The sequence below is a fragment of the Stenotrophomonas sp. 610A2 genome, assembly GCF_030549615.1.
GTDB classification, from domain to species: Bacteria; Pseudomonadota; Gammaproteobacteria; order Xanthomonadales; family Xanthomonadaceae; genus Stenotrophomonas; species Stenotrophomonas pigmentata.
Genome location: NZ_CP130832.1, coordinates 402339 through 427094, shown reverse-complemented (window position 1 = coordinate 427094; position 24756 = coordinate 402339). Strand labels below are relative to the sequence as shown.

Sequence of the window (24756 nt, the reverse complement as noted above, 5' to 3'; positions counted from 1 at the left end):
GCCCCTGCCCTCGTGCGGGGGCGGCGTTGCCTTAGAGCGCAAATGCGCGCACCCCTGACGAAACCTGCTCATGAACGAAGACCGCAGCGCCAAAGCTGATGCCCTGGCGGGAGAACTACGCCGCCAGAACAGCGGTCATCTCACCGTATTCCTCGGCGCTGCGCCGGGCGTAGGCAAGACCTACGCCATGCTCTCCCGCGCGCGCGAGCTGCATCGCCAGGGCATTGACCTGGTGGTTGGCATCGTCGAAACCCATGGCCGCTCAGAGACCGCTGCGCTGGTGGAAGGCCTCGAACTCATCCCGCGCAAGCGGATTGAATACCAAGGGCGCAAACTGCAGGAACTGGATGTCGACGCCATCCTGGAACGGCGCCCGCAGGTTGCCCTGATCGACGAACTGGCGCACCGCAACGTGCCCGGCAGCCGCCACGAGCGGCGCTGGCAGGATGTCATCGACCTACTTGACGCTGGCATCGATGTATACACCACCGTCAACATCCAGCATCTTGAAAGCTTGAATGACGTAGTGCATCGCATCACCGGCATCCGGGTCAGCGAGACCGTCCCGGATGCGCTGTTCGACCGCTTGCGCGACATCCGTCTTGTCGACCTGCCCGCACGCGAGCTCATCGAACGCCTGAACCAGGGCAAGGTCTATCTGCCAGAACAGGCCACGCAAGCGCTGCAGGCCTTCTTCTCGCCGTCCAACCTCGCCGCACTGCGCGAACTGGCGATGCAGACAGCGGCAGACCATCTTGAGGAGGATCTGCGCGAGTCGCAGATCGCGCGCGGCCTGCCCGGCATCGCGCTGCGCAACCGGGTGCTGATCGCCATTGATGGGATGGGTGCCTCAGAGTATATGGTGCGTGCCGGCCGCCGCATTGCACAGCGCCGCGATGCGCCATGGACCGTAGTGACCGTCCAGTCCGGCAAACCGATGGATGCAACGCGCCAAGCAGAGCTTGACCGCGCATTCGCGCTCGCCCGCAGCCTGGGCGCGGACGCTGAAGTCGTGCATGGCTCCCACGTCGCCGATGCGCTACTTGACCACGCCGAGCGCTGCGGCGCGTCCACCATCATTGTCGGCCGCACGCGCGAGCGTCCAGTGGCGCGGATGATCAACCGCACGCTCACGCAGCAACTTCTGCAGAGGGGGGCGCATTACGAGCTGGTCATCATCAGCTCGCCCGAAGTTCGAGCCCGCGCCCGCCGGCGCCTGCGCGTTCCGGATCGCTCGTTGCTGCGGCATGACCTGACCGCAGCGGTGCTTGCCACACTTGGTGCGATCATCGCCTCCTGGATGGCGCAGCGCTGGCTGGGCATTGATGACATGTCCATGGTGTTCATCGTTGCTGTGATCCTGGTGGCCACCCGCACCAGTATGCTCGGTGTCGTTGGCACAGCGGCGTTGTGCTTCTTCAGCTACAACTTCTTCTTCATCGAACCCACCTTCACCTTCAGCATCAGCGCCAACCGCGGCGTGGCAACAGTGGTCATTTTCCTGGTGGCAGCACTCGTCTGCGGCAGTCTGGCAACGCGTCTGCGCGCACAGATAATGGCGCTGCGCGCTGTCAACGCCCAAGCAACAATGATGGAGCGTCTGGGCCGCGGGCTGAGCAGTGCCGCAGACCTGGGTCAGGTGCTCCACGTGGGACGCATCGCGATGGAACGCAGCCTGGGCGTCTCGGTCTGGATGCAGTCCGGTGATCGCATCGAGCAATCCCCCGGCACCGTGCTGCAGGGCACCGACCGCGCCGCCGCCGATTGGTCGCTGGGTCATCGCCAGCAGGCAGGCCGCTTTACCGACACGCTTGCTGCGTCGCAATGGTGGTTCGTTCCCCTGGTCGCCAACCGCACTGTGGTCGGCGTGATGGGCCTGCGCTGGGGTGAGAGCAATGCCCGGCTGGCACCGGAACAACGGCGCCTTGCCGAGGCCATGATCGACGACGTGACTCAGGCCATCATGCGCACACGCCTGGTCGCCGATCTGGAAGGGGCCAGGGTCAGCAACGAAACCGAGCGCCTGCGCTCTGCGCTGCTGTCATCGGTTTCACATGATCTGCGCTCCCCGTTGGCGTCCATGATCGGCTCTGCCAGCAGCCTGGTCAGCTACCCAGATGCGCTCTCGGCCGAGGACAAGGCCAACCTGCTCGACACGATCCTGGAGGAGGGCGATCGCTTGGATCGCTACATCCAGAATCTGCTGGACATGACCCGGCTGGGTCACGACGGGTTGACCCTCAACCGCGACTGGGTAGGCGTGGACGAACTGATCGGCTCGGCATCCGGTCGCCTGCGCAGGTACCAACCGGGGGTGAAGCTGGACGTTACCATTGCAGCCGACGTGCCACCGATATGGGTGCACCCTGCACTGGTGGAGCAGGGGCTGTTCAACATCTTGGAAAATGCGGCGAAGTTCTCGCCACTTGGCGCATCCGTGGATGTCCATGCGCGACTGGTCGGAAATGACCTGCAGCTCGACGTGCGCGACCGTGGCCCCGGCATTCCCGAGGATGAGCGCAAGCGCATCTTCGACATGTTCTACAGCGTTGAGCGTGGTGACCGGAATCGGAAGGGTACCGGTCTTGGCCTGACGATCGCCCAAGGAATGATTGGTGCACACGGAGGTTCCGTCGAAGCCTTCTCCGGGCCTGATGGCGTAGGCACCGTCATCCGCATCACCCTGCCGATGCTTCAACCGAGCGTATCTTGAGCCTGCCAAATGCCCGCAAAATCAGAAGCCAACGCTGACGTCCATGTGCTTGTCATCGACGATGAGCCGCATATCCGGAGATTCCTGCAGATCAGCCTGAAGGCGCAGGGCTACACGGTCCTGATGGCGGAGACGGGTCAGGGGGGCCTGGACATAGCACGTAGCTGCGCGGTAGACATCATCGTTCTGGACATCGGTCTTCCCGATATGGATGGGCACGCAGTACTTGCGCAACTGAAAGAGTTTTCGCAGGCGCCCATCATCATGCTCACGGCCCGGTCCGGGGAATCAGACAAGGTTGCGGCGCTTGATGGCGGCGCCCATGACTATGTCACCAAGCCTTTCGGCATCCACGAGCTGATGGCTCGCGTCAGGGTACTGCTGCGATCGGCAGACAGGGATGCGGAGGCCCCATTCTGCTTCGACGATGGCTCCCTTCGCATCGACGAACAAACCCATATGGTGACATTTGAGGGCAGGCAGCTGGTGCTCTCGCGCAAGGAGTACGCCTTGCTGCTTCTGCTTGCACGCAACGCGGGACGTGTGGTCACCCAGCCGGTGATACTGACCGAGATATGGGGCCCATCCCACAACCGCGACGCTCACTACATCCGCATCCTTCTGGCGCGACTTCGACCTAAGATCGGGGATACGGCTGCAGCTCCCCAGTACATCAAGACGCTGCCAGGTGTGGGGCTTCAGTTCAATCCAGCAGAGTGAGCCAGTCTTAGCAGTCAAACTCCGTGGCATGAGCACAGGAATTACGCGGCAGGAGTGACCACTTTTGAACTCAAGGCCTGGGGCTGCCGGTCCGATGCCTGGAAGGCTTACGTCTGCTTTCGGCCAAAAGCGGTCGCGAGAGCTGACTACAAAATCGTGAGCGAGTCAGGACAGGCTTCCAGCTTACGTATCCTTGTGCGCCAGAACTACGCTTGAATCGGACGGCCAAGTGCCCCGCCCATCTGCTGATCGTGAAAAGAAGACGAGCAGACACGGGCGCACCATCAATCAGCAGCAAACACTGCATCAGACCAGTATCCGCCCGAGCATACTTCTCGGAGACCACCTACTCGACCCGCTTTGGCGCAGTAGTTTGCATAAGTATCGAAATCGCGCTGACTGACCGCCTCTCCGTGAAAACGGACTTTATGTACAGTCATTACCAGCACGTCGTCGGAACATGCATTGACGGAACAGTCCGTTATCAACAGTTACATGCTTGGGTTATGGTTTTTTTACACAGAAGAATCCGCCAAGGTTCATCGTTGCAGTGGCATGAATCCATCGACTGGATCCTTGCTAAACCGACTCCGAACCGCTTCCGGACCCATGCGATCCGGCAGTGGATTGGAGCCTAAGTCTCAACCAGCGCGCCTCCCCCAAAGGAACGAGAATGAGCTTTTCAACCGTAAACCCCTATAACGGCGAAACCGTCAGAACCTTTCCCATCGCTGATGCTGCTGCGATTGACGCAGCCATAGAGAGCGCCCATGCAGCATTCCTGTCCTGGCGGACGACCACCCAGGCAGAGCGAGCCGCTGTTCTGCAGCGTGCCGCCGACCTACTACGCAGGGATTCACGCCGCTTCGCGGAGATACTTACCCTGGAAATGGGCAAGCTGATCGGCGAAGCCGAGGCGGAGGTCGAGCTGTCGGCTAACATCTTGGAGTACTACGTGAAGTTTGGTGCTCAGGACTTGGCACCGCGCGTACTGCAGGCCAAAGGTTTCACCGACGGCGATGTGCAGCTGATCAAAGAGCCGCTCGGTGTGTTGTTCGCCATCGAACCTTGGAATTTCCCGTTCTATCAAGTCATCCGCATTACCGCGCCGCAGACCACAGCCGGCAATGCCGTTCTACTAAAGCACGCGTCAAACGTACCGCAATCGGCGCTCGCCATGGAGCAACTATTCCGTGATGCAGGCGCGCCGCAAGGCTTACTGACCAACCTCTTCGTGTCCCACGATGATGTAGAGACAGTAATTGCCGACCCGCGCATTCGCGGCGTGGCCCTCACTGGCAGCGAACGCGCTGGCTCCGCCGTCGCTGCACTGGCAGGTAAGCACCTTAAGAAGAGCACGCTGGAGCTAGGCGGCGCTGATGCTTTCATCGTGCTCTCCGACGCCGATGTCGAGAAAGCGGCGAAATGGGCAGTATTTGGACGTCACTGGAATGCCGGACAAGTCTGCGTCTCTTCCAAGCGGATCATTGTCGAGGACGCCATCTACGATAGCTTCCTGGCGCATTACCGAGCCGGCGTGGCCGAGCTTGTCGCCGGTGATCCCTTGGATCCTAAAACCACCCTCGCACCGCTCTCGTCAACCGGCGCACGTGATGGACTGGCCAAACAGGTCGATACCGCGATTGCCAATGGCGCGACGGCAGAGACCGTGGGTAAGCCGGTTCCAGAAAAGGGCGCCTTCTATCAGCCCACTATCCTCACCAACATCACGCCAGATAATCCGGCCTATCACACGGAATTCTTCGGCCCTGTCAGCCATATCTACCGCGTAGCGGATGAGGGTGCAGCCATCAAGCTGGCAAACGACTCACCATACGGGCTAGGCGGATCGGTCTTCAGCGAAGATATCGCCCGCGCCAAGCGAGTCGCTGGACAACTGGAGACTGGCATGGTCTACATCAATCAACCGACAGGCGTCAAAGCCGACATCCCCTTCGGCGGCGTTAAGAACTCCGGCTACGGCCATGAGCTAATCGACTTGGGTCTGACAGAGTTCGTTAACGAAAAGCTTGTCGTCGTCAGCGATATCGACGGCTCCTTCTGACTCACCTACAAAGCGGACAGCGAAGAACGCGCTGTCCGCTTTGTAGCACGCCAACAAACCTAACCACATGTTGAAAAGGACTTCCTATGAGTGAATTCGAAGTAGAAATCATCCGCAAGCCCAAGAACTTCTCTGATGCACATAGAAGCATTGAGAAAGATCTTGAAGAATACATTGCAAGCGGAATCCCAAACACCGAGGCGCGCCTTTTCATACTCATGTCAATCAAAGAAGCGAAAGATTTCTTGAAGGAGGCAACCAAGGTAGATGTGAAGCGTGATGCGGCATGGTACTTCCTAACGGAAGCAGCAAGGATCACAGGTTCTCTCAAGGGATCTAGAAACAAGACCCACGAGCAGACCAGCGAAGAGGGTCGCCGTAACATCGCACGTGAGAACGGAAAGCGGGGCCTCGAGGTAAGAGGGGCAAACAGAGCCGGCGAACTCGACGACATCCTTAAGAAACTTCTTGCCCTGCCCGTCCCGAAGGGTGGATGGACGAGAAGCTCGTTGAGGAGCAAGTTCAACGACATCACTGCAAAAATCGATAACTTCAAGGCCGCCAACGCAAAGTTCAACGAACTATGCAGGCACGATGACATCAAGCGGATGTTGCCTGAAAAAAAAGCAAAGTGACCGTTGATAGTCATTCTTCCTTAGGCCGAAGCCAGGGTGCTCCACTGACAACTTTCCATCCCGTAATGCCATTTGCCTGACAAAGCACCTTCAGTGGAGAAAATTTGCCAGTTGGCAGCTATATATTTTTACTTTTTGCTAAGTAACTAATTGATTTTTAAATAGATAGTACCTTCGCCTTCAAGGTCAACACCCTGAAGGCGCGTAATGAACTGCAACACACAACTCCCGCTACGGATCATCCCCGTACGCGTCGCTGCGGCCCGACTCAACAAGGGCCGCAGCACCCTCTACACCTGGATCGACGAGAAGTCGCCCTACTACAAACCCGACCTGCCCAAGCTCGTTCGCTTGGGCTGCAGTGTCGGCTTCATCGAACACGAAATCGATGACTACATCCGCGGCCTGATGCAGGTCCGAGGAGGTGTAGCAGAGCAGTAGTACCGCAGCCTGTTTGCGACTGCTCCGAATAGGCGCGTGACACTTCACTTGCCCATCTAGCCGACCGCGATACCGGCGGCTCACATCTCCTTGTAGAAGACTTATCAATGACCAACGACATCAACGACGACCTGCAGACGCAGGCCGATAGCATTGCCGACGCGCTGCGTAGCCTCAAGCCGAACGAGCAGCATCGTAAGAGCCAGCTGTTCTCGCTCCTGTATCCGGTGATCTCCGATCTCCTGCAGCATAACGTGACCCAGAAGTCGATCTTGGAAAAGCTCGGCGAAATGGGCCTGAAGCTGCACCCCGCCCGTTTCAAGGAACTCATGGCAGCGCAGGCCGCCACCACCTCCACCTCCAGCTCCAGCACCGACAAGGCACTCTAATGAACAAGCGCATCCCCACCTTCGCGTTCCCGGTGAACGAGTTTTACAAGTCGGTTGCACTGGCCATTGAGGAAACCATGGAGACAATCCAGGCCCCGGATTCCCTGGTTGCCACATCGTTCCTGACCGGCATGTCGATCGCATGCCAGTCCGACGTCGATGTCGTGCTGCCTTATGGGGCAACAACGCCCTGTGCGCTGTATCTGGCGACTGTCGCGGAATCCGGCGAGCGCAAGACGGCTACGGACAAGCTGGTTATGAAGCCGATCTACGACTATGAATTGTCTTACGCCAATATGTACAAGGCCGCGATGGAGCAGTACGAAGTCGATCACGGCTTCTGGGAGATCGAGAGCAAGGCGATCAATCGCTTGATTACGAGCACCATCGCAAAGGATGGTGACACCACCGAGTTGCGTCAGCGCTTTGCTGTGCACAAGGCAGCCGAACCAGTGAAGCCGGCATGCAATCGCATCATCGTGCAGGACGCCACCGAGCGCGGCCTGATCAATGCGGTGCAGGGTGATAGCAAGTCCATCGCCATGCTCAGCGATGAGGGAGCAACGCTCCTGAAGAGCGGTGCATTCCGTAATTCGGCGACCCTGAACAAGCTGTGGGATGCCCCTTCGCTGGTTATGCTTGACCGCGCTGATGAGGTAGTCCAAGTCACCGACCCGCGCCTGACGCTCAGTTTCATGATCCAGGAGGAACTGTTCCAGGATTTTTTGAAGATGAAGAACAGTACGGCACGGGCATCCGGGTTTCTTGCTCGCTTCGTGTTCTGCCATCCCGAGTCAACCCAGGGTTACCGTGCTGCCAAGGAGCTGACCGACAAGGAGCCGGTGCACGGCGCTAACGTGCTGGCTTTCCACAAGCGTATGACCGCGCTCTTGGAAGCTCGCGACCACCGCCATGCCGATGGCAACTACAGCAAGAAGGTGCTGCGTTTCTCCACCGATGCCAAGGCACTGTGGAAGGACACCTACGACATCATCGAGCCGGAACTCGCCAAGGGCGGCGCTTACCACAGCATCCGTGATGCGGCCTCCAAGACCATGGAGATCGCCAGCCGTATCGCCGGCATCTTCCATCACTTTGAGGGTATCGAAGGTGACGTGATCGAGCGCGCGACGCTGCAGCGTGCGATCAACGTCGCGCTCTTCTACCAGGAGGAGTTCATTGAGAAGTTCGGCGACCACAATGATCTGCCGGAGGACGAGAAGGACGCCCGGTCCTTGATGGAGTACATGCGCACGAAGTACTGGATTCGTTGCCGCGACTGGGCATACCGCAATGACGTTCGTAAAAGCGGGCCTGTTCGCCATCAGGGGCGCTTCGCAGCCGCTCTGGACCTGCTGATGGAGGACAACGCTATTCGCGTGGTACGTGAAGGTCGTTACGGCCGCACTGGGAAGCTCGTGATTGAACTCAACCCGGCCGTCTTTGATCGCCCTGGCGCACTCTGACCCCAGCCGTCCCGCACAAGAAAGGCCGCTCCGAGAGGAGCGGCCTTTCTCTGTTCTGGTGACTACCAGAAGGGAGCGGCCCCGGCCTTTTCAGACCGGAAGCACATGCACACGATGCGACAATGCCCCAGTTGGGGCGAAATCGCTCGGTTTTCAGGTTCATGGTCCGGCCTAGGTCAAAGCACCCTTTGCCCCCTCATGGCTTGCCGGGCATCCACGTAGGCCGACCGCTCGTTCTCCGACATGCCTCGGATACGGAAAGCCCCCAGATGACGCTCCGCACTGCGTCCGACACCCTGTTCCTTCAATGTCCGGTGATCAACACGCTCCGTGATGCCATTGCGCTGCAAGTGTTCGTTAATGATGCTCGCAACCATTTGGCGAGTTTCAATCAAGCTTTCACTTACCTGCACGCTCGTTCTGCCGCACGCATCCTTCCTGCATCCGCCTGTTTCAGGCCTATAGGAGTTGTACCTCCGGAACATCTGCGGGGCGGATCGTTGGATCCCATCCGGCATGCGATCTGACACCATCAGATGCAGGTGCATATTCATTCCTCCTTCGAGGGACGCCTCGGGTGAATGCACCGCGTACTCGTAGGGCTTCACACCTGCCAGGAAGTGAATGAGATCCTGCACCAACTCTCTCGACCTACTGCCGACAAGCTCGTTTGGGAGCGCAACGATGAACTCCCTGTACGCGGCACCATTCATGCGCTCATGTGCATCCGCTGCGGCCCAGAACGCTCGAGCACTCCCCTCTGCCCAAGAAGGTAGGTTCCCGCACCCTACGTCGACCAAGTCCTCCCGTGACCGATACCGTCCTTCGCGACGTATGTAATCACTATGCCCTACGGCTTTTCCCTTGGCGCCAGTCTTTAGCTGCAAATGAAAGATCTTCATAGTTAACCTCAATGTCGGGAAGGAAAAAAGGCCAGTGACGTTGGTCACTGGCCTCTATGGGGTGGCTTGAAAGCTACTTAGCCTGATGAGTTTGGAGAAACGGTAAGTGCGCGCTCTGCATTGCCCCCCTCCCTTCTATTGCATCTAGTGCATGTCGTTGCTTAGGGGTTGTGTAGGTACTGGTAGCCGGTTTCTCTCATACCTTATGCACCTAGGAGTAAGAAACTACTCATCATGCTTTGAGCATCAGTTGAATCAGTACGCTGCATTGACAGGCTTAGCTTCAATCAACTTCCCGTTTTGAAGAACGTAGCTCACATTCTTCTCCACTGAAGGACAGCAGGTGGCATCGTCAGGTCCCTGTACTAGGATCTTGATCGCAACCGCTCCTTCTTGGACTGTTAAACCCTGAACGCCCTCACCGTACCCAGACACCGGCAGTGAGTCGGCATAGGCCAGTGCGCCAGCCTCTCTTACAAAGACAGCCAGATGCGTGGCGTAAGCATTACCACCATTGGTCGCCTCCAGTACGAACAACACGGCCTTATCGCTGACACCGTCGCCATTGAGATCACCTTCAGCGAACTTCCTCGCTTCAACGTTCTCATCCGCCTGATCGAAGATGAAAGCCTGCCGAGCCAGTGCTTCATTGATAACGCTCTCATCCGAGGCAGCTACTGAGGGCTCTGCTGCGATCGGGGGCTCTGCCAGCGCTGGTGCGCAGCTGATCGCCTCCGCCTGTGCAGCCGTCAAACCTGCCGGCACTTCGCATCCGGCTAGGTTGATGTCACCGGCCTGGGTGAGAGCCGCTTCCTTCTTGCAACCACCAAGTGCCAGTACGGCCAACATGGCTGCCACCAACATACCTACCTTCTTCATACCCTCTCCTGGAGTCGTTTTGGAAAAAACTAACCACGCGCATGGAGCGGGCGTGCACAAGCACGCCCGCTATCTTCCTTCACTACCGCATCAGTTCCTCTTGTCTGATCCGTCACAGACCCAGCAGTCCGGATCCAGACCGCGAGCGATCTTGTCAGCCCGAATGCTCTCCTGCTCCGCCTGATACCTCGCTTCGCGCTGGGCCGGCGTCAGCAGGCGTACTGCGTTGTATCGCTTCTCCGCCTCCGTAAGCAGAACTTCCTGCTTGGGCGTCAGAGCGAAATCATCACTTCCCGAAATCGAGCGATGGAGCGCCCACATTTCCGGTTCCGTCAGGTATTCCGTGCCGTCTTGCAGATAGTGAGTCTGCGAGACCAGCTTTCCGCCTTCGTACAGACCCCGCTCTGAGACTGCCCCGTTCTCTTCCCAGTAGGCCTCCCACAGCCCTACAGGCACGCTGCCTTTGAAGTTGGCCTTCACCTTGACCTGGCCGTTGAGGTAGTAGCTGATCGCCTCTCCTTCCAGACCGTTGTTCACAGCCGTCGCCTGGTAGGAGAGTTGCCCAGGCTTTTCGGCGAAGTAGATCTTGATCGGCCCTTCCACGCGCCCGTTCTGCATCGTCAGGATGACGCCAGGACTGCCCGTCTTCGTATGGAACACTGTCTCCCCATCCAGACCACCGTCGGTCCGCTTGCCTTCGTAGGCGACGACCTGTGACTGCGGATAGCGGCAGGTGTACTGGCCACCTACCAACCCTCCTTCCACCTCCACATCGCAGACATAGTCCAAGTTGCCCAGCAGCCCCGTCATGCTGGTGGTCTGATTGGTGTTCAGATTCTGAAGGATGGTTCTCAGAGAGCCCAGGAGCGGTTCGAGCTGCTTGTGCGGTACGCCAGTCACCCGTCCGTCGAATGGCTCGTTGGAGCCTGATTCGTAGATCTTGCCGTTACTCAGTTCTGCATTGCGCCAATCCAAGATTGGCTTGCTGCATCCACCAAGAAGAAGCGCAGCAAGCATGGCTGCAACGTAGTTGATACTTTTCATGGAGTTCCTTGTCTGTATGGTCGGGCGGCCGGCATTCGGTCGTCAGAGGCAACGAGCGATACTGTCGGCGGCCTACTTCGTGGGCAGGACGTCAGGCGCTATCAGGGGTTCCGACACTGGCCCGCTGCCACGAACAGCTGCTCGGCGAAGTCGGACGGTGGGTAGCCCTGTCTGTTGATAGCCACCAGGCCCTGCTCGCCGTAGTGGTCCTGCAACTTGTCGATGACGCATTTGCAGTTGGACTTCGGTGCGCCGCTGCTCATGCAGTTGTCTATGAACTGGCCTCGGACCTTGTCCAGCTCGCTGGTACAAGCGCACAGCGCCAGCGGAATGAGAGCAACGGTGAGCATCTTTCGGATTCTTGATCTCATGCTTATCGCCTCTTCACCAGGACGAGCAGGGCAAAGATCACCACGATCCAGACCACACCGCCGATCAGCTTTCCGAATGACGGGAAGACCACTACGGGCCAGACCAGGCCCTGCCCGAGGTTGTAGAAGAACCCCTTGTAGGCATAGCGCCCCCAGATATCGAAACATATGGCCGCGATCAGCACGGTCACGCCGTACAGGCCTATCAGGTACTTCATGTCATTCCCCTGTTGGTTGAGATCAGTTGGTTTCTTGCAAGTAGTGGCTGACGGCTCTGAACAGCCGTCTCAGGTCATCCGGGCCGGGAATGCTCAATGTGATGAAGGGTTCGCCATGGATCCGGATGTGCGCACCGTGGGCGGTGATCTCGGTCAGGCAACCCAGTAGCCGGATCTCAGCCTGCTCGAACTTGGCCTTGCACCGAATCTGGGTTCCGGTGATCAGTACGCCCTCCCTGGCACCGCCGAACACGGTGTCGTCGATGAGCACGACAACGTCTTGGGCACGCAGCCTCTCCCCGTAGCTGTCCAGAGCGCCCAGGAGCTTCTTCCTGGGGATGTGCGGAGCCACGAACACGCGTTCGAAGGGCTCATTGCTGAACTCGAGCCCTTGCAATGCTTCTCGGAGTGAGCGGAGCGGTGGAGGCTCTGCGGCCTTGGCTCGCTCCGTCCGCGGGCCTGGATCAGGAGACCCGGCGGACGCTTGGCTACGGTCGAAGCGTTCGCGCTGGTATGGATCTTTGAGGACCGCATAGGCCTTGTTAACGGCCTGCATCTTGGCGGTCGCCCATGCCACGGACGCCTCGTCTCCCGCGGCGTAGCGGTCAGGGTGGTACTGGCTTCGCCGGCCCTTGTAGGCCAGCTCTATTTCCCAGAGGGGTGCCTCGGGGCGAACCCCGAGGACTTCGTAGTAGTCCTCTTGTGACATTTGGATATCCGTCAATCCTTAAGCGCACGCGCCTCTTGAAAGGTCTGATTGGTTGGTACGGGATCAGTTGGGCAAGATCACGACTTCCATCATTTGCCATAATGGCAAATGTGATGCGATGATGAAACAGGCAGACTTGGACACCGCTTGCCTTGTGCCGTTTCCATGCCTGCTCCGTCCATTCCAAAATCCGTCTTTGGTCGTCGCCTACGCGCGGCCCGACTGGAAGCTGGGTTGAGTCAAGCTGACTTGGGGGCCGTCTTGGGCTTGGAAGATTCCAATAGCGCCGCACCACGTATCTCGCGCTACGAGTTGGGGTTACGAGATCCTGATCCCGAAACCGCTGAAGCATTGGCCAAGGCGCTCGGCGTTCCTGTTGCTTACTTCCACGCCACATCTGACGTCTTGGCAGAAGTCATCCTTCTGGTCGCGCGTCTTCCAGCATCAAGACAACAAGCCGTTCTGAACTTGATCAAGGGCTACGCAGAAGGCAAGTCCCCTCCTGCGGGCTAGGGGAAGAGTGGGAGATCATGTTCTTCGTGACCTTGAGCCTCCACCAGGTACCTCCCAGCTCGCAATCGAAGCCGGCTGGCCGCCTCTCTAGCCCGAGCCTTCATGCGCCAGTTTCCATCGGCAGCTGAGCGCTCTACCTCCCGGGCCTGCCGGTCTAATTCAGCTGCTTTGGCACGAGCCATTGCCGCCCTGGTCGATGACCAGGACGCCTCCGTTTCCTTCATGCTGTTCTCCTAGGTATCCGGGCCTTAGATCTGCCCGAGCTGAGCCATTGAGGTGCCTTGGCTCGCCGACACCACAAGATGGTCGACGACCCTCACCTCCACCATCGCCAGTACTTCCTTCAATCGCCTGGTGATGGCTCGATCCGCTTCTGATGGCTCGCAATGCCCGCTCGGGTGGTTGTGAGCCAGTAGGACCGCTGCTGCGTTCAGGGCCAAGGCACGTTGGACGACAATCCGGGGATGGATCTCAGCACCATCTATCGAGCCTGAGAACAACCTTTCTACGGCGATCAGGCGGTTGCGGGCATCGAGGAACGCCACCTCGAAGTGCTCGCGGATCTCATGCCCTAGACGCAGGCGGAAGAACCTGCCGGCAACATCCGGATCTCCCAATAGGAGGCCACTGACCATTGCTCTTCTCTCTAGGATTTCCAATGCCTGGGAGAGGACGAAGCTGTCACGTTCGTTCAAGCCGCCAGGTAGCTCTTCCAGGCGCTGCTTCTGCAGCGAGACATTCATGCGGCTTCCCCTAGCAGTTCCCTCCAAGCCTTCTGCTTGAGCAATGCCCCTTGGCCGAACCAGGCCGCATCCAAGCGGTTCTCCGTACTCTGCGCCCGCCGATGATGGTCCACGAATTCGGTAATGCTGTTGAGCAAGCCAAACGCCGTGCCCTTGCTGGTCTTCAATCTAGCCCCCCTACCCTGTCCGTCATACAGCGCCCGCACCTTGGCTACAGCCTGCTCGTTCACGATGACTTTTCCATTCTGAGCCGCTGAATACGTGAGCAAATTTCGCAGCACGCCATCAACCGAATCAGGGTCCACTGGTGTCTCACAGAGGATGCGCATCCGCTCCACGAAGCCATGCCAGCCCTCAATAGCAATACCCAACTGGCTTTTGACCCTGTCAGCATCGAAGGCACTGCGGTGCGGGACCTTGATGGCTCCGGTTCGATCCCCAACAGCGATCTGCAGGGTGTTGTTACACACCACGCGAACTGAGGTGAACTGGGCGGTGGTAGCCAGCGTTCCGTCACAGGCCGTAGCCAGAAGAAGATAGCCATTTACCTGATCCTGGCCCTTCAGGGCCACACCCTGCCCCGTACGGGCCAATGCCCAGAACTTCCGCCCTCCACGAAGCACGCCTGCCGTCTCCAGCTCAAAGCCGCTGTACCGCGTCAGGTCGCGGTAGAACTCAAGGATCTCCCGCGGCTGAACTACTTGATAGCGCTTGGACACCACGGCCAGCGGTCGCTTGGTGTCAGAGCGATAAAGCACCTTCTGCCCGGGGAATGCCCGAAGCGGATACTGATCTTCAGCATCGGCGGCGAATCGCACTTCGGCCTCCTCCAAGGACCAATCCATGCCGGCACGATCGCGCCACACTTCAATGGATTGCCCTGGAGCCAGCTGGCTTCCGATGCCATGCCATGGGACTTGGCCTGCATAGGCCATGGTTTCTACGTGATGCATCTCGGTCTCCTTTCATAGACGGCATAACGCACAAGGCCCGGACGATGCCGGGCCTTGTGGGTCCATCTAGATTGTTGGCTTAGTCGTAAGAATCGCGACCGAACTGGTCGGGGCGTGTGAACGAACAACGGGCTACGGCAGACAAGATGGCCGCAGCCACGATGAAGACGCAGTAGAGGAACTCGGATTTATCCTTCATGCCTAGTACTCGAAGCGATACGCCGATGCGCGGCGCACACGCAAAGCAGGGGGATCCTGCTTCAGCGTAGTACTAAGGGTCTGAAATTAGTTCCAATCAAAGGTTGCACCGCAACCGCCCGACAGTTATGCCTGACATGGCAACCGACGGCTATCGGCCAGGGGGACGTCGAAACTCTGAAATTATGCCGACCCGCGAAGCGGGTTCGGCTTGGATTAATTTTTAGGCCTTAGCCGGTGGGGCAACGGTCTTCTTCTTTGCAGCCCGATCATTCTTGCGCTTCTGAAACTGCTCGAACTTCTGCGCGAGCAGGAAGACATAGTCAATGATCGCATACGTGAACGTCATTACGTCGTTGGCATCTTGGGCACTGATTTCTGTATCTGTTGCGTGCGCAGCGTTGTTGCGTTGGTCTCTAAGCTCCTCGCTCCACTGGTACAACCGCGAGTCAATGACTCCCTTGTCACGAAGCTCCTTGAGCCCACCCCCCAAATAACTGTCTTTCGTTCTGTAGTAACGACATATGGCCTCAAGAGAGCGGCCACACATAGCAGTGGCGGCGAGATGCGCGCCAGATTGCATGCATTTCTCGGCCTCATCGATTGAGTTGCGCACGATGGGTGGAATGTCTGACCCCAAGGCGCGCTTGGGTCGGGGGTAAACCCTGACTGGGCGAGACCAAACGGTCTTGCTATCTACAAAATCCTCCTGAGACTCAGCCACTATGGCTGAGTCGCAGGATGGACACTTAAGGAAGAAAGTCTTTGTCGCAAAGAAATCGAGGTCGCTGTGCTCACACAGCAACTCAGCGTCAACTTTTGCTGCGCAGATATGGCAATCAATCAGCACCCGCGACCTCCCCTAAGGCCTAACTACCTAATAGACGGACCCATGGATCCGGTTATACGATCTACCCACAAAGCCCCTTGTACCGGACTTCCCGTTGAAACACATCGATCTTATGCCGCCTGGGTCCAGCTAACAACTAAGCGTATAACCGGACCCAGCGGCAGGCTCGGCGGCCGCATCAATGGCCGTGATGGGTCGCCTGACGCCCTGCGGCCAAGAGCGGACACTCCCAAATGCCTACTCATCACAATGCAGACCTGACTTCAACTCTTGTGTGCTACAAGCTTGACGTCCACTTGTCCTAGGAGGAAGCAAAGAACAATACTATTCCTACTTTTGATTCCGCCATCAATTGGAAGAATGGACGCTTAGTGTCGATCGTCTTCATCGAGACGGACGGCCGGCAGGTGGAAGTCGGCTTCACAGGAGGAGATAAATGGATGTTGATGTCGATTTTTACCGCGATAACGTGGTTTACCGTAGTTGGGCCGACCACACCCTAAATTTTGCTGTCGAAGGGCCAGCCAATGAGTTCGCTGGATTTCGGAAACCCCAACGCGCTGCTGCGTTTGCTGTCTTTTCCCATCTCGATTCCGATCCCGAAGTGCCAGGGATCGTTGTTATGCCTACCGGCACGGGAAAAACGGACACAATCTTCGCAATCATCATAGCGGGGCGGCTCCGGCGCACACTGCTGATCGTGCCATCCGATGCGCTTCGCACCCAGATAGGTGATCGATTGGAAAGCTTGCAGCGCCTAAGGGCGATCAATGCAATTTCCGACGACGTTCTTTCACCGATTGTCCATCGCATCGATGGTCGCGATGCTGCAGTCGACGTGCAAGCCATCGAAGCCTCCAACGTCACCATCGCGACGCCTGCCGCGTTGGCCCAACTAGATGACAACGAACTGGAAGCCTTTGCTGCGCACTTCAGTCACCTCATCTTTGACGAGGCTCACCACGTTGCCGCCATGACATGGGGGCGCGTTAGAAATGCTTTCGGCTCCAAACCAGCCACCTACTTCACTGCGACGCCGTTCCGCCTCGACCAGCAACGGCTGGAAGGCAAAATCATCTTCAACTATAGCCTGAGCCAAGCGCAGCGAGACAACTACTTCCAGAAGATTGACTTCTTCCCTGTTCGTGAATACGTAGCCAGCGAGATTGATCGGACTATTGCAGCCAAAGCTGTTGAGCTGCTAAACAGCGATCTAGAAGCAGGTTTCGATCACATTCTCATGGCGCGATGCGCCAAGATATCTAAGGCAAACCGGATCATAGAGGTCTACCGTGAACTAGGTCCGCAATTTGAGCCAGTTGTCATCCACAGCAAGAGCAATAGAACGAAGGAACGGGATCTAGAGCGCATACGAAGCCGGCAAAGTCGTATCGTGGTTTGCGTCGATATGTTCGGCGAGGGCTTTGACTTGCCCGAGCTAAAGATCGCCGCAATCCACGATCAACATCAAAGCCCAGCGGTCACACTGCAGTTTATTGGTCGCCTGACTCGAACGGACACGCGGCTTGGAACCGCAAAGTTCGTCGCCAACATCGCTAACCAGCGTGCGGACAGCCCCATGAAGCGACTCTTTGAAGAAAGCGCGGACTGGAGTTTGATCATTCGTGAAGTCAGCACTGAGCGCATCGGACGGGAGCTGCAGCGCCAGGAATTTGAATCAAAATTCGAAGGCGATTCTGAGGGAGCAAAGATTGCGGCTCTCAATCCAGCACCAAACATCAGCTGCCTCGCCTACCGCCTGACGAGATCGAACTGGCGTCCCCGTGCCGTAAGAAGCCTAGGATCGCCCGGCGAGACGCTTCATTTGCACTCGGTGAGCGACGACGAATCGATTGTAATGGCTGTTTCGCATGAGACCACTCCCATTGACTGGGCGAGAAGCGAGTCTATCTATGGCTCGACTTGGAACCTATATATCGCCTACTACCGGCAAAGCGATTCAACCCTCTTCATCTCCTGCACTGGGGACGAACGGCAGACCTCGCGCTTTCAGGCCCTTGTTGCACCGTCGGCACGTCGCATCAATGGCGACGACGTCTTTCGTGTCATGTATGGGATTAACCGACTGAAGCTACAGAACGTTGGCCTTAGCAGATCTGGTCGTGACGTGCGGTTTACCATGCACGTCGGACAAGACGTCAACCGCGTCATGGACGATCTTGAGAGTGGCCGCTCTATCAAGTCCAACATTTTCGGCGTTGGACACGCAGACGGTGAGAGCACTACCGCTGGCTGTTCGGCCAAGGGCAAGCTCTGGAAGATGGATTCCGGCGCCATTGACGATTGGGTACGTTGGTGTGATGTCGTCGCCTCGAAGATCAACAACTCCGCAATCGATACAAACGCCATCCTTCGAAACGTCATGCGAGCGGAGAAGCTAAGCGGCCGTTGGCCGGACGGAGTTTTCTTCGCCGACTGGCCGGATGCGCTAGGTGTCGAAACCGAAGGCCGGTGCGCGATCACCATCAACGGTGAATCCTATCCATTGCTGGGCACCAAACTGGGACAGCCGGTCAAGGAAAGTGATGACACCCTAGCCATTGCGTTGTCGGCCGTTTCGCACAATGGCGACGAACGGGCTCTGACAACCATTCGGATCCACCTTGAGAGTGATGGCTACCGCTATTCGAGTGACCGCGCCACTCTGCTTATTGGCAGCAAAGAGCATGATCTCAATGACTACCTGGATCGCGAGCGCATGCGATTCCTACAGGCCGACGGCTCCATCCTAATTGGCAATTATCGCTACTTCACCCCCGCCACGCTTAATGTTCGGCTGCCGGCCGCTCTTCTATCGACCTGGAATTGGGGAGGCACCAATATCCATAGGGAGTCGATGACCCATCCATTGGACTTCGATTCGGTCCAAGGCTTCACACTTCAGAAGATCATCGATAGCTACGACATCATCTTCAACGATGACGGCGCCGGTGAAATTGCTGACCTTGTCGCGATCCGGGAAGCACCCGATCACATCGCGGTGGATCTCTACCATTGCAAATACTGCGGTAGCGGTCAACAGCCGGGAGCGCGTGTGGACGATGCGTATGTGGTAGCTGGGCAGGCAAGTAGGTCAGCAAAATGGCTCCATAAAGGCCCCGCGCTCTTCCAACGCCTGCTAGATCGTTATAGCGCGGGCGAAGGTAGTGGTGCCCAACGACTGCTGAAAGGCACGCCGTCGCAGATCGACATCTTGAGGCTCAAAGCGCGAGATATTGAAATGCGAATGGGGTTCTTCATTGTGCAGCCTGCATTTTCTGCCGCTAGTGTTACGGACAGTGTCATGACTGTGCTTGGTACTAGTTACATGTATCTGCGTGATATTGCGGACGTCGACTTGCGCGTGATTGCTAGCCCTTGAGGCAACTGGGCTGCTCAAGTAATCACACACATGCAATGTCCGCACTGGGTCGCATTACGGCCTGCGGGCAAGAGCAGCCATTACATCAGTAGCCCTTGACGACTCATACTAAGCACTAGTCTCGAAACCTAAATCTAGTAGATCTTACTCATGCGCCGTATCAATTTGCGTCTGTTACCCACTAATAAGTGTGCCGAGCACGGCGTCATCGGCGTGTTTCCTTGTGCATTCCCTGGATGCACCAATGGAGTCTGTGAGGAAGAATTTGAGGAAATCTCTCTGATTGCAGGCAGCAAGCCAGGTCGATGGAAGAGACGAAAGTGGCATTCTCCGCTGGGTAGCGCCTACTACAGCTGGGAAAGCAGCACTCTACCGACCTGGTTTCAAACAACTCGAATCTTTTGGGATGAGGCTAGACGACTGCAGCTAGTTCCTAATTTCTTTCCGACCACGGTCTACCATTACACCTCACTGGAAGGTTTTGTCGGCATCGTGAGTAACCGATCCGTCTGGATGACCGAGTACGCTTACTTGAATGATCGTCGTGAGGTGCGCTATGGACTGGACCTTGTCCTTGAGGCCGTGAACGCCTTACTTGATACTGAAACCGACGAAAGTGTCGGCAATCTCCTCTCGACGTGGAAGGAGCAGCTCGGCAGTGACAGAAAGAGAATTTACATTACCTCATTCTCGGGCGAGGGTGACAGCCTTAGTCAGTGGCGTGCGTACGGTCCTATTGCCATTGGATTCCCAGTGCAATCTCTATCGCTGCATGTAAATCAGAGTTTGCTTCAAGCAGTTGAGTACGACCCAACCACTCAGAAGAAGCTGGTGGAAATCTATGCTCACCACCTTGTTTCCGCGTTTCAAGCGGACTTGGAGGGGAATAGACTCGAACGCATTCCTGACGTGTATCACAAGATAGATAAATTGGTTGAACTTGCGACTCTCTTCAAAGATCCAGCCTTCCGATCCGAAAACGAGTATCGACTCACGTTCATTGACATGCCTGAGCTCTTTGAAGAGCTCGGAGTAGAAAGCCCTAGACGCTCTTTTCGGGCTGCGCGCGGCAGACTCATTCCTTTCATCCCTTCGACGCAGATTCTCCCATCCGAGCATCGTGACTTCCCATTGGAAATCTCTGAAGTAGTGCTTGGTCCAGAGAGCGATGATTTGCTAGAACAAGGTGTACGAGAATTTCTCGACGAGAACGGACTGAAGCAGGTACAGGTTCGTAGATCATTGGTACCTTTGCGCTCATAACCTCTCTTCTAACAGATCAGTCAACTCGGACACCTATGCTTTAGTGGTTTAGATGTCCGCTCTGGGTCGCATGACGCCCTGCGCGACAGCAGCCGCGCAGGGCAATCTAAGACATAAAAGCGGAGAGTCAGCCCACCAACTTTAGGTGCGGCTGACCCTTCCCCTTCAGCTTATCCAGGTAGTCTGCCCACGCCTGCATCATCTTCCTGCGCTCAGGCAAGTGTTCCGCTCGATTGTAGGCAGCCTTAATGGGATTTCTTTCAGAGTGAGCAAGCTGTCTTTCGATCGCATCTGATGTCCATCCCATCTCATGAAGCAAAGTGGATGCCATGCTTCGGAAGCCATGCCCGGTCATATCGTCAGTCCCGTAGCCCAGGCGACGAAGAGCTGCATTGACTGTGTTCTCGCTCATTGGATCCCTTGAACTCCGAACGGACGGAAACACGTAGCGTCCATTCCCCGTGACCGGTCGCAGTTCCTCAAGTACTGCAACTGCCTGCTTGGAAAGCGGGACAACGTGAGCTACCCCCATCTTCATTTTCGCTCCAGGGATGTTCCATTGCTTCGCAGCAAGATCGAATTCCTCCCATTCCGCCTTACGCAGCTCCCCCGGACGAGTGAAGACCAGGGGAGCAAAGCGGAGCGCACACTGCGTGACGAGCTGCCCCGTATACCCATCAATTGCCCGCATCAGCTCACCAACCTTCGCCGGATCGGTGATTGACGCGTAGTGCCTATTCTTCGCCGTCTTCAAAGCACCACGAAGAGCACTGGTCGGGTCACGATCCAACCTTCCGGTGGCCACGGCGTAGCGAAAGACCTGCCCACAGATCTGGCGAAGACGTTGCGTGGACTCGATCTTTTCCTGAGCCTCTAATCTGCGCAGCACCGCCAATACCTCAGCAGTGCCAATCTCGTTGATCTGCCTCTTGCCCAACCAAGGAAAGGCATAGGTCTCAAGCATCCATGCTGCCTTCTCCCGCGTTGACTGCGCCAAGTCCCCCCGGGACTCTAGCCATTCCATGGCTATCGCCTGGAAACGGGTATCCACTGACAGCTTGGACGTGAGCTTGCTCAATTGTTTGTGCTCGGAGGGATCACGTCCCGCACGAAGCTTCGCCCTAGCCTCATCCCGGGCTTCTCCAGCTTCCTTCAACGAAACCTCGGGGTATACCCCAATCGCCAGTAGTTTCTCCTTACCATCCCAGCGGTACTTCATCCGCCAGTATCTAGCCCCGTTGGGCATCACGTGCAGGTAGAGGCCTGCCCCTGCCGCCAGCTTGTAGGGCTTGTCCTTTGCCTTCGCGTTGCGCGCGGCCATATCTGTCAATTGCTTAGCACCCATTGGGGGTACATCCTCCTTGCTGAACTCCATTTTCCGAAATGTACCCCCACTTGTACCCCCAACGTCGCTGGATGTACGTGGACAAGCTCGGACCAAAGCGCACAAAAAAGCCCGCATTTCTGCGGGCTTAGTATGAATTCTGGACTTGCCTGGACGCCATAGGATCAGGCGATGGTGCCGCTTATCCGAATCGAACGGATGACCTACTGTTTACAAGACAGTTGCTCTACCAACTGAGCTAAAGCGGCAAGGCGTGTTACGTGCTGCGGTTGCGCGATGGTAGCGCTGCAACCTGGGGAGAGCCCAGTCGAAACCGGTGCTTCCCGATCCCCGCCGTGGCGAGGCGCGCCATTCTACCGCAGACGCGCGCAATCCAACGACTGTTGTTGGGCGGCAGCTGCACGCTGCTTCAAGCTGGCCGGGGTGGCGGCACCGGCGGTGGCGGTGTCCACCCACCAGCTGGCGGCGATTTCGGTGCCGCTGGTGGCCAGTTTGGCCGGGAAGCCGGCGGCGGTCAGGCTGGCCAGGCGGCGCTCGGCACCTTCACGGTTCCGGTATTGGCCCAGCGCGACGGCATTGGCCTCCTCACCCTGGGAGACAACGAAGTAATCGCTGAAACCGGCCTCGACGATGCGCTTGGCGGTGGCCTGGGCTTCCTCGCGCGAGGCGGCCGGGGCGATCAGCACCCGGTAGCTGCTGGCAGCCTTGCCGGGTACTTCCCGCAGGCGCGGGCGTGCCGCGTCGGCGCCCAGCGCGGTCAGCGCCGCCTGTGCCTGCGCCTGGGTAGCGTAAGGACCAAGACTGGCGCACTGCACGACGGCAGGTGGTTTCACCTCGGCGGGCTTGGCTTCGGTGGGCCTGGTTTCTACTGCTGCGGTGGCAACGGGCGGCACTTCTGCTGGCTTGGCAGCAGTGGCTGCGGCTGGCACCGGCGTGAGCGCAGCAGCATCCGTTGCCACTGCGGGTGCGGCCTCGGCAGCAGCCGGTGCAACAGCAATGGCGGCGTCCGCAGCAGGCGAAGGCAGCACTTCCAGGCTGGCAACGCCAGGTTCGGGGCGTGGTGCAGCGGCGACCGGTTCAGCGCGTGGTGCCATCCACCACAGCGCGACACCAACATTGAGGATGGCCAGCAGGACGATAAGGAGGCGGGTCAGCATGCGGTGATCCTACCCGGCGCACGCGCCGTGGTGAACTGCCCAGCGCGCCAGCCCGTCCAGCACCAGCGCAGGCCGGTAATCGGCATCGGGCAGCAGTGGCAACAAGGGCAATGCACCGCCGCCGTGTAGCACCAACACCGGCTCGCTGCCGAGCAACTGCTGTGCCTGGCGCAGGCTGCGTTCGACCAGCGCCGCTGCGGCACCATCACAGCCGGAAGCCAACGCATCAGCCGTGTCATTGGCGAACTCGGCGTAGTCGCCACCCGTGGCCGGCAACTGCACAGCGCGCGCATGCAGGGCTTCACGCATCACCGTTGGCGAGGCGCCGATACGGCCGCCACGGTGCAGGCCATCGGCATCGATCAGGTCGATGGTCAGCGCGGTGCCAACACCGACCACCAGCACCGATTGCCGGGCGGGCACGACTGCCAGCAATCCGAGGAAACGGTCCACGCCAAACTTCTCCGGGCGCGCATAGGCCACGGTTACGCCAGCACACTGCGGCAGGGTTTTGGCAACGTACACCGTGCTGAAGCGACTTTGCAGAATCTGCATGACCTCGGCAGTCAGCGCTGCCGATGCAACGCTTGCGACCCACGCGGTATCGCCTTGCGGCAGGGCATCCAAGGCACTGGCGGTGATCGCCTCCGCGCCATGTGCCCAGGCCTGCACGCTGCCGGCGCGGTCGCCTTGCAGTGGCGCAAATTTGAAACGCGAATTGCCCAGATCAAACAACCAATCGCTCATGCCGCCCTCACGCTGACTTCGCCGGCATGGAAACAGGTTTCCCGCCCATCAATATTCACCCGCAGTGCGCCGTCCTCGGCCAGCCCGCAGGCCACGCCATCGTGCAGCACACCGGCTTCTTCCACCCGCACCGCACGGCCCTGCAACACATCCATGGTCGCGTAGCGCGGCAGGAACGGGGCCAAACCTTGCTGCTCGAACTGCTCAAGCGCCGGCAGCAACGAGGCAAGCAAGGCCGCAACCACGGTATTGCGCGACACCTCGGCGCCGGCCAGCGTGTCCAGATCGGTCCAGGGCTGGCCAATGTCGGCGGCGGTCGCCTGCGGCATGCGCACGTTCAAGCCCAGCCCGATCACCGCCCGCGCCGGCCCGGCGAACTCGCCACCGCCTTCCACCAGCAGGCCGCCGAGCTTGTGCCCGTCCACGACCACGTCGTTCGGCCACTTCAACCCGGCATGGCTGAAACCCAGCCCGTGCAGGGCTTCGACCACCGCCACGCCTACCGCCAGACTCAGCCCGCCCATCCGCGACAGCCCGCCGCCAAAGCCGCGCGACAGCGAAAGATAGATGTGGGCGGCCAGCGGTGAGGCCCAATGCCGGCCACGACGGCCGCGACCACCGGTCTGGCGTTCGGCCAGCAGCACCGCCGTTCCGCGCTCAGGCGCGCTGCGCTGCAGCAATTCGGTGTTGGTGGAGCTCAGTGTCCAGCCTATTTCCAGCTCGGACAGCAGTGGCAGCACCGCTGCCGGCAGGCCCGCGCGGATCTGTTCCGGGTCCAGCAGTTCCAGCGCCTGGGCCAGCCGGTAACCGTCGCCAGCGCGGCCTTCAATCACCACGCCCGCAGCGCGAAGTCCTTGAATTCGCTTCCAGACGGCCGCCCGGGTCAGCCCCAGCTCGCGCGCCAGCGCGTCGCCGGACAACGCCCCGGCTCCCAGCTTGGCCAGCAATTGGCGGTCATCCACGGCAGTTTCCTCACAACAGATCGGGAAATTATGCGGCAAGCCCCGGGGGGCGCCCAGCGCCGGCCCCCAATTCCGGAGAAAAAGCAGGCTA

23 protein-coding genes and 1 tRNA gene are annotated in these 24756 nt (G+C 58.4%); 10 read left to right on the top strand and 14 right to left on the bottom strand.

Going from position 1 to position 24756, the window contains the following annotated elements; genetic code table 11:
- Nucleotides 1–70 precede the first annotated feature (70 nt).
- From Q5Z11_RS01860 to Q5Z11_RS01830, 7 genes are all read left to right on the top strand, one after another.
- Nucleotides 71–2713, top strand: coding sequence for a sensor histidine kinase (locus Q5Z11_RS01860; RefSeq protein ID WP_303748459.1), 2643 nt, complete (start codon nucleotides 71–73; stop codon nucleotides 2711–2713).
- A 9-nt stretch (nucleotides 2714–2722) separates the two neighbouring features.
- Nucleotides 2723–3433, top strand: a complete 711-nt coding sequence (locus tag Q5Z11_RS01855; protein WP_303748458.1) for a response regulator transcription factor — start codon at nucleotides 2723–2725, stop codon at nucleotides 3431–3433.
- Between the two features lie 673 nt (nucleotides 3434–4106).
- Complete coding sequence (locus tag Q5Z11_RS01850) at nucleotides 4107–5498, top strand: NAD-dependent succinate-semialdehyde dehydrogenase (protein WP_303748457.1); 1392 nt, start codon at nucleotides 4107–4109, stop codon at nucleotides 5496–5498.
- Nucleotides 5499–5584: 86 nt separating this feature from the next.
- Entirely contained in the window at nucleotides 5585–6133 is a 549-nt protein-coding gene (locus Q5Z11_RS01845; protein ID WP_303748456.1) for a hypothetical protein, read from the top strand.
- A gap of 207 nt (nucleotides 6134–6340) precedes the next feature.
- Nucleotides 6341–6574, top strand: coding sequence for a helix-turn-helix transcriptional regulator (locus Q5Z11_RS01840; RefSeq protein WP_303748455.1), 234 nt, complete (start codon nucleotides 6341–6343; stop codon nucleotides 6572–6574).
- Between the two features lie 107 nt (nucleotides 6575–6681).
- The gene (locus Q5Z11_RS01835; protein ID WP_303748454.1) at nucleotides 6682–6963 is read left to right on the top strand and encodes a hypothetical protein; all 282 of its coding nucleotides are present in this window, start codon (nucleotides 6682–6684) and stop codon (nucleotides 6961–6963) included.
- Nucleotides 6963–8429 (top strand): YfjI family protein, encoded by a 1467-nt coding sequence (locus Q5Z11_RS01830; protein ID WP_303748453.1) that lies wholly within the window; start codon nucleotides 6963–6965, stop codon nucleotides 8427–8429. Before Q5Z11_RS01835 ends, Q5Z11_RS01830 begins: the two co-directional genes overlap by 1 nt.
- Before the next feature lie 176 nt (nucleotides 8430–8605).
- Here Q5Z11_RS01830 and Q5Z11_RS01825 read toward each other — a convergent pair whose 3' ends face one another.
- The 6 genes from Q5Z11_RS01825 to Q5Z11_RS01800 all read right to left on the bottom strand — a co-directional run bounded on the left by Q5Z11_RS01825 (nucleotide 8606) and on the right by Q5Z11_RS01800 (nucleotide 12552).
- Entirely contained in the window at nucleotides 8606–9331 is a 726-nt protein-coding gene (locus tag Q5Z11_RS01825; protein ID WP_303749949.1) for a MobA/MobL family protein, read from the bottom strand.
- A 255-nt stretch (nucleotides 9332–9586) separates the two neighbouring features.
- The gene (locus Q5Z11_RS01820) at nucleotides 9587–10210 is read right to left on the bottom strand and encodes a hypothetical protein (protein WP_303748452.1); all 624 of its coding nucleotides are present in this window, start codon (nucleotides 10208–10210) and stop codon (nucleotides 9587–9589) included.
- A 90-nt stretch (nucleotides 10211–10300) separates the two neighbouring features.
- Nucleotides 10301–11254 (bottom strand): toxin-antitoxin system YwqK family antitoxin, encoded by a 954-nt coding sequence (locus Q5Z11_RS01815; protein WP_303748451.1) that lies wholly within the window; start codon nucleotides 11252–11254, stop codon nucleotides 10301–10303.
- Nucleotides 11255–11355: 101 nt separating this feature from the next.
- On the bottom strand, nucleotides 11356–11604 hold the full coding sequence (locus Q5Z11_RS01810; RefSeq protein ID WP_303748450.1) for a hypothetical protein: 249 nt from the start codon (nucleotides 11602–11604) through the stop codon (nucleotides 11356–11358).
- A 23-nt stretch (nucleotides 11605–11627) separates the two neighbouring features.
- Nucleotides 11628–11843, bottom strand: coding sequence for a hypothetical protein (locus tag Q5Z11_RS01805; protein ID WP_062168854.1), 216 nt, complete (start codon nucleotides 11841–11843; stop codon nucleotides 11628–11630).
- A gap of 22 nt (nucleotides 11844–11865) precedes the next feature.
- Nucleotides 11866–12552, bottom strand: a complete 687-nt coding sequence (locus Q5Z11_RS01800; protein ID WP_303748449.1) for a J domain-containing protein — start codon at nucleotides 12550–12552, stop codon at nucleotides 11866–11868.
- 165 nt (nucleotides 12553–12717) lie between these two features.
- Between Q5Z11_RS01800 and Q5Z11_RS01795 the strand changes: the two genes are divergently transcribed.
- Complete coding sequence (locus tag Q5Z11_RS01795) at nucleotides 12718–13065, top strand: helix-turn-helix domain-containing protein (RefSeq protein ID WP_082746590.1); 348 nt, start codon at nucleotides 12718–12720, stop codon at nucleotides 13063–13065.
- 248 nt (nucleotides 13066–13313) lie between these two features.
- Here Q5Z11_RS01795 and Q5Z11_RS01790 read toward each other — a convergent pair whose 3' ends face one another.
- The 3 genes from Q5Z11_RS01790 to Q5Z11_RS01780 form a co-directional block, all read right to left on the bottom strand.
- Nucleotides 13314–13808: a JAB domain-containing protein gene (locus Q5Z11_RS01790; protein WP_303748448.1), complete on the bottom strand. Its 495-nt coding sequence runs from the start codon at nucleotides 13806–13808 to the stop codon at nucleotides 13314–13316.
- Nucleotides 13805–14761 (bottom strand): DUF932 domain-containing protein, encoded by a 957-nt coding sequence (locus Q5Z11_RS01785; RefSeq protein ID WP_303748447.1) that lies wholly within the window; start codon nucleotides 14759–14761, stop codon nucleotides 13805–13807. The genes Q5Z11_RS01790 and Q5Z11_RS01785 overlap by 4 nt, the downstream gene beginning before the upstream one ends.
- A gap of 421 nt (nucleotides 14762–15182) precedes the next feature.
- The gene (locus Q5Z11_RS01780) at nucleotides 15183–15809 is read right to left on the bottom strand and encodes a DUF4145 domain-containing protein (RefSeq protein ID WP_303748445.1); all 627 of its coding nucleotides are present in this window, start codon (nucleotides 15807–15809) and stop codon (nucleotides 15183–15185) included.
- A 436-nt stretch (nucleotides 15810–16245) separates the two neighbouring features.
- Between Q5Z11_RS01780 and Q5Z11_RS01775 the strand changes: the two genes are divergently transcribed.
- Together Q5Z11_RS01775 and Q5Z11_RS01770 are read left to right on the top strand one after the other, a co-directional pair.
- The gene (locus Q5Z11_RS01775; RefSeq protein ID WP_303748444.1) at nucleotides 16246–19191 is read left to right on the top strand and encodes a DEAD/DEAH box helicase; all 2946 of its coding nucleotides are present in this window, start codon (nucleotides 16246–16248) and stop codon (nucleotides 19189–19191) included.
- Nucleotides 19192–19341: 150 nt separating this feature from the next.
- Complete coding sequence (locus Q5Z11_RS01770; RefSeq protein ID WP_303748443.1) at nucleotides 19342–20454, top strand: DUF2971 domain-containing protein; 1113 nt, start codon at nucleotides 19342–19344, stop codon at nucleotides 20452–20454.
- A 127-nt stretch (nucleotides 20455–20581) separates the two neighbouring features.
- Here Q5Z11_RS01770 and Q5Z11_RS01765 read toward each other — a convergent pair whose 3' ends face one another.
- The 5 genes from Q5Z11_RS01765 to birA form a co-directional block, all read right to left on the bottom strand.
- The gene (locus tag Q5Z11_RS01765; protein ID WP_303748442.1) at nucleotides 20582–21799 is read right to left on the bottom strand and encodes a tyrosine-type recombinase/integrase; all 1218 of its coding nucleotides are present in this window, start codon (nucleotides 21797–21799) and stop codon (nucleotides 20582–20584) included.
- 172 nt (nucleotides 21800–21971) lie between these two features.
- A tRNA-Thr gene (locus Q5Z11_RS01760) sits at nucleotides 21972–22047 on the bottom strand.
- Between the two features lie 105 nt (nucleotides 22048–22152).
- Nucleotides 22153–22956 carry an SPOR domain-containing protein gene (locus Q5Z11_RS01755; RefSeq protein ID WP_303748441.1) on the bottom strand — a complete coding sequence of 268 codons (804 nt, stop codon included), beginning with the start codon at nucleotides 22954–22956 and terminating at the stop codon, nucleotides 22153–22155.
- Nucleotides 22957–22965: 9 nt separating this feature from the next.
- On the bottom strand, nucleotides 22966–23703 hold the full coding sequence (locus Q5Z11_RS01750; RefSeq protein ID WP_303748440.1) for a type III pantothenate kinase: 738 nt from the start codon (nucleotides 23701–23703) through the stop codon (nucleotides 22966–22968).
- A complete protein-coding gene (gene birA, locus Q5Z11_RS01745; RefSeq protein ID WP_303748439.1) occupies nucleotides 23700–24665 on the bottom strand; it encodes a bifunctional biotin--[acetyl-CoA-carboxylase] ligase/biotin operon repressor BirA in 966 nt (321 codons plus the stop codon). The genes Q5Z11_RS01750 and birA overlap by 4 nt, the downstream gene beginning before the upstream one ends.
- Nucleotides 24666–24756 lie beyond the last annotated feature (91 nt).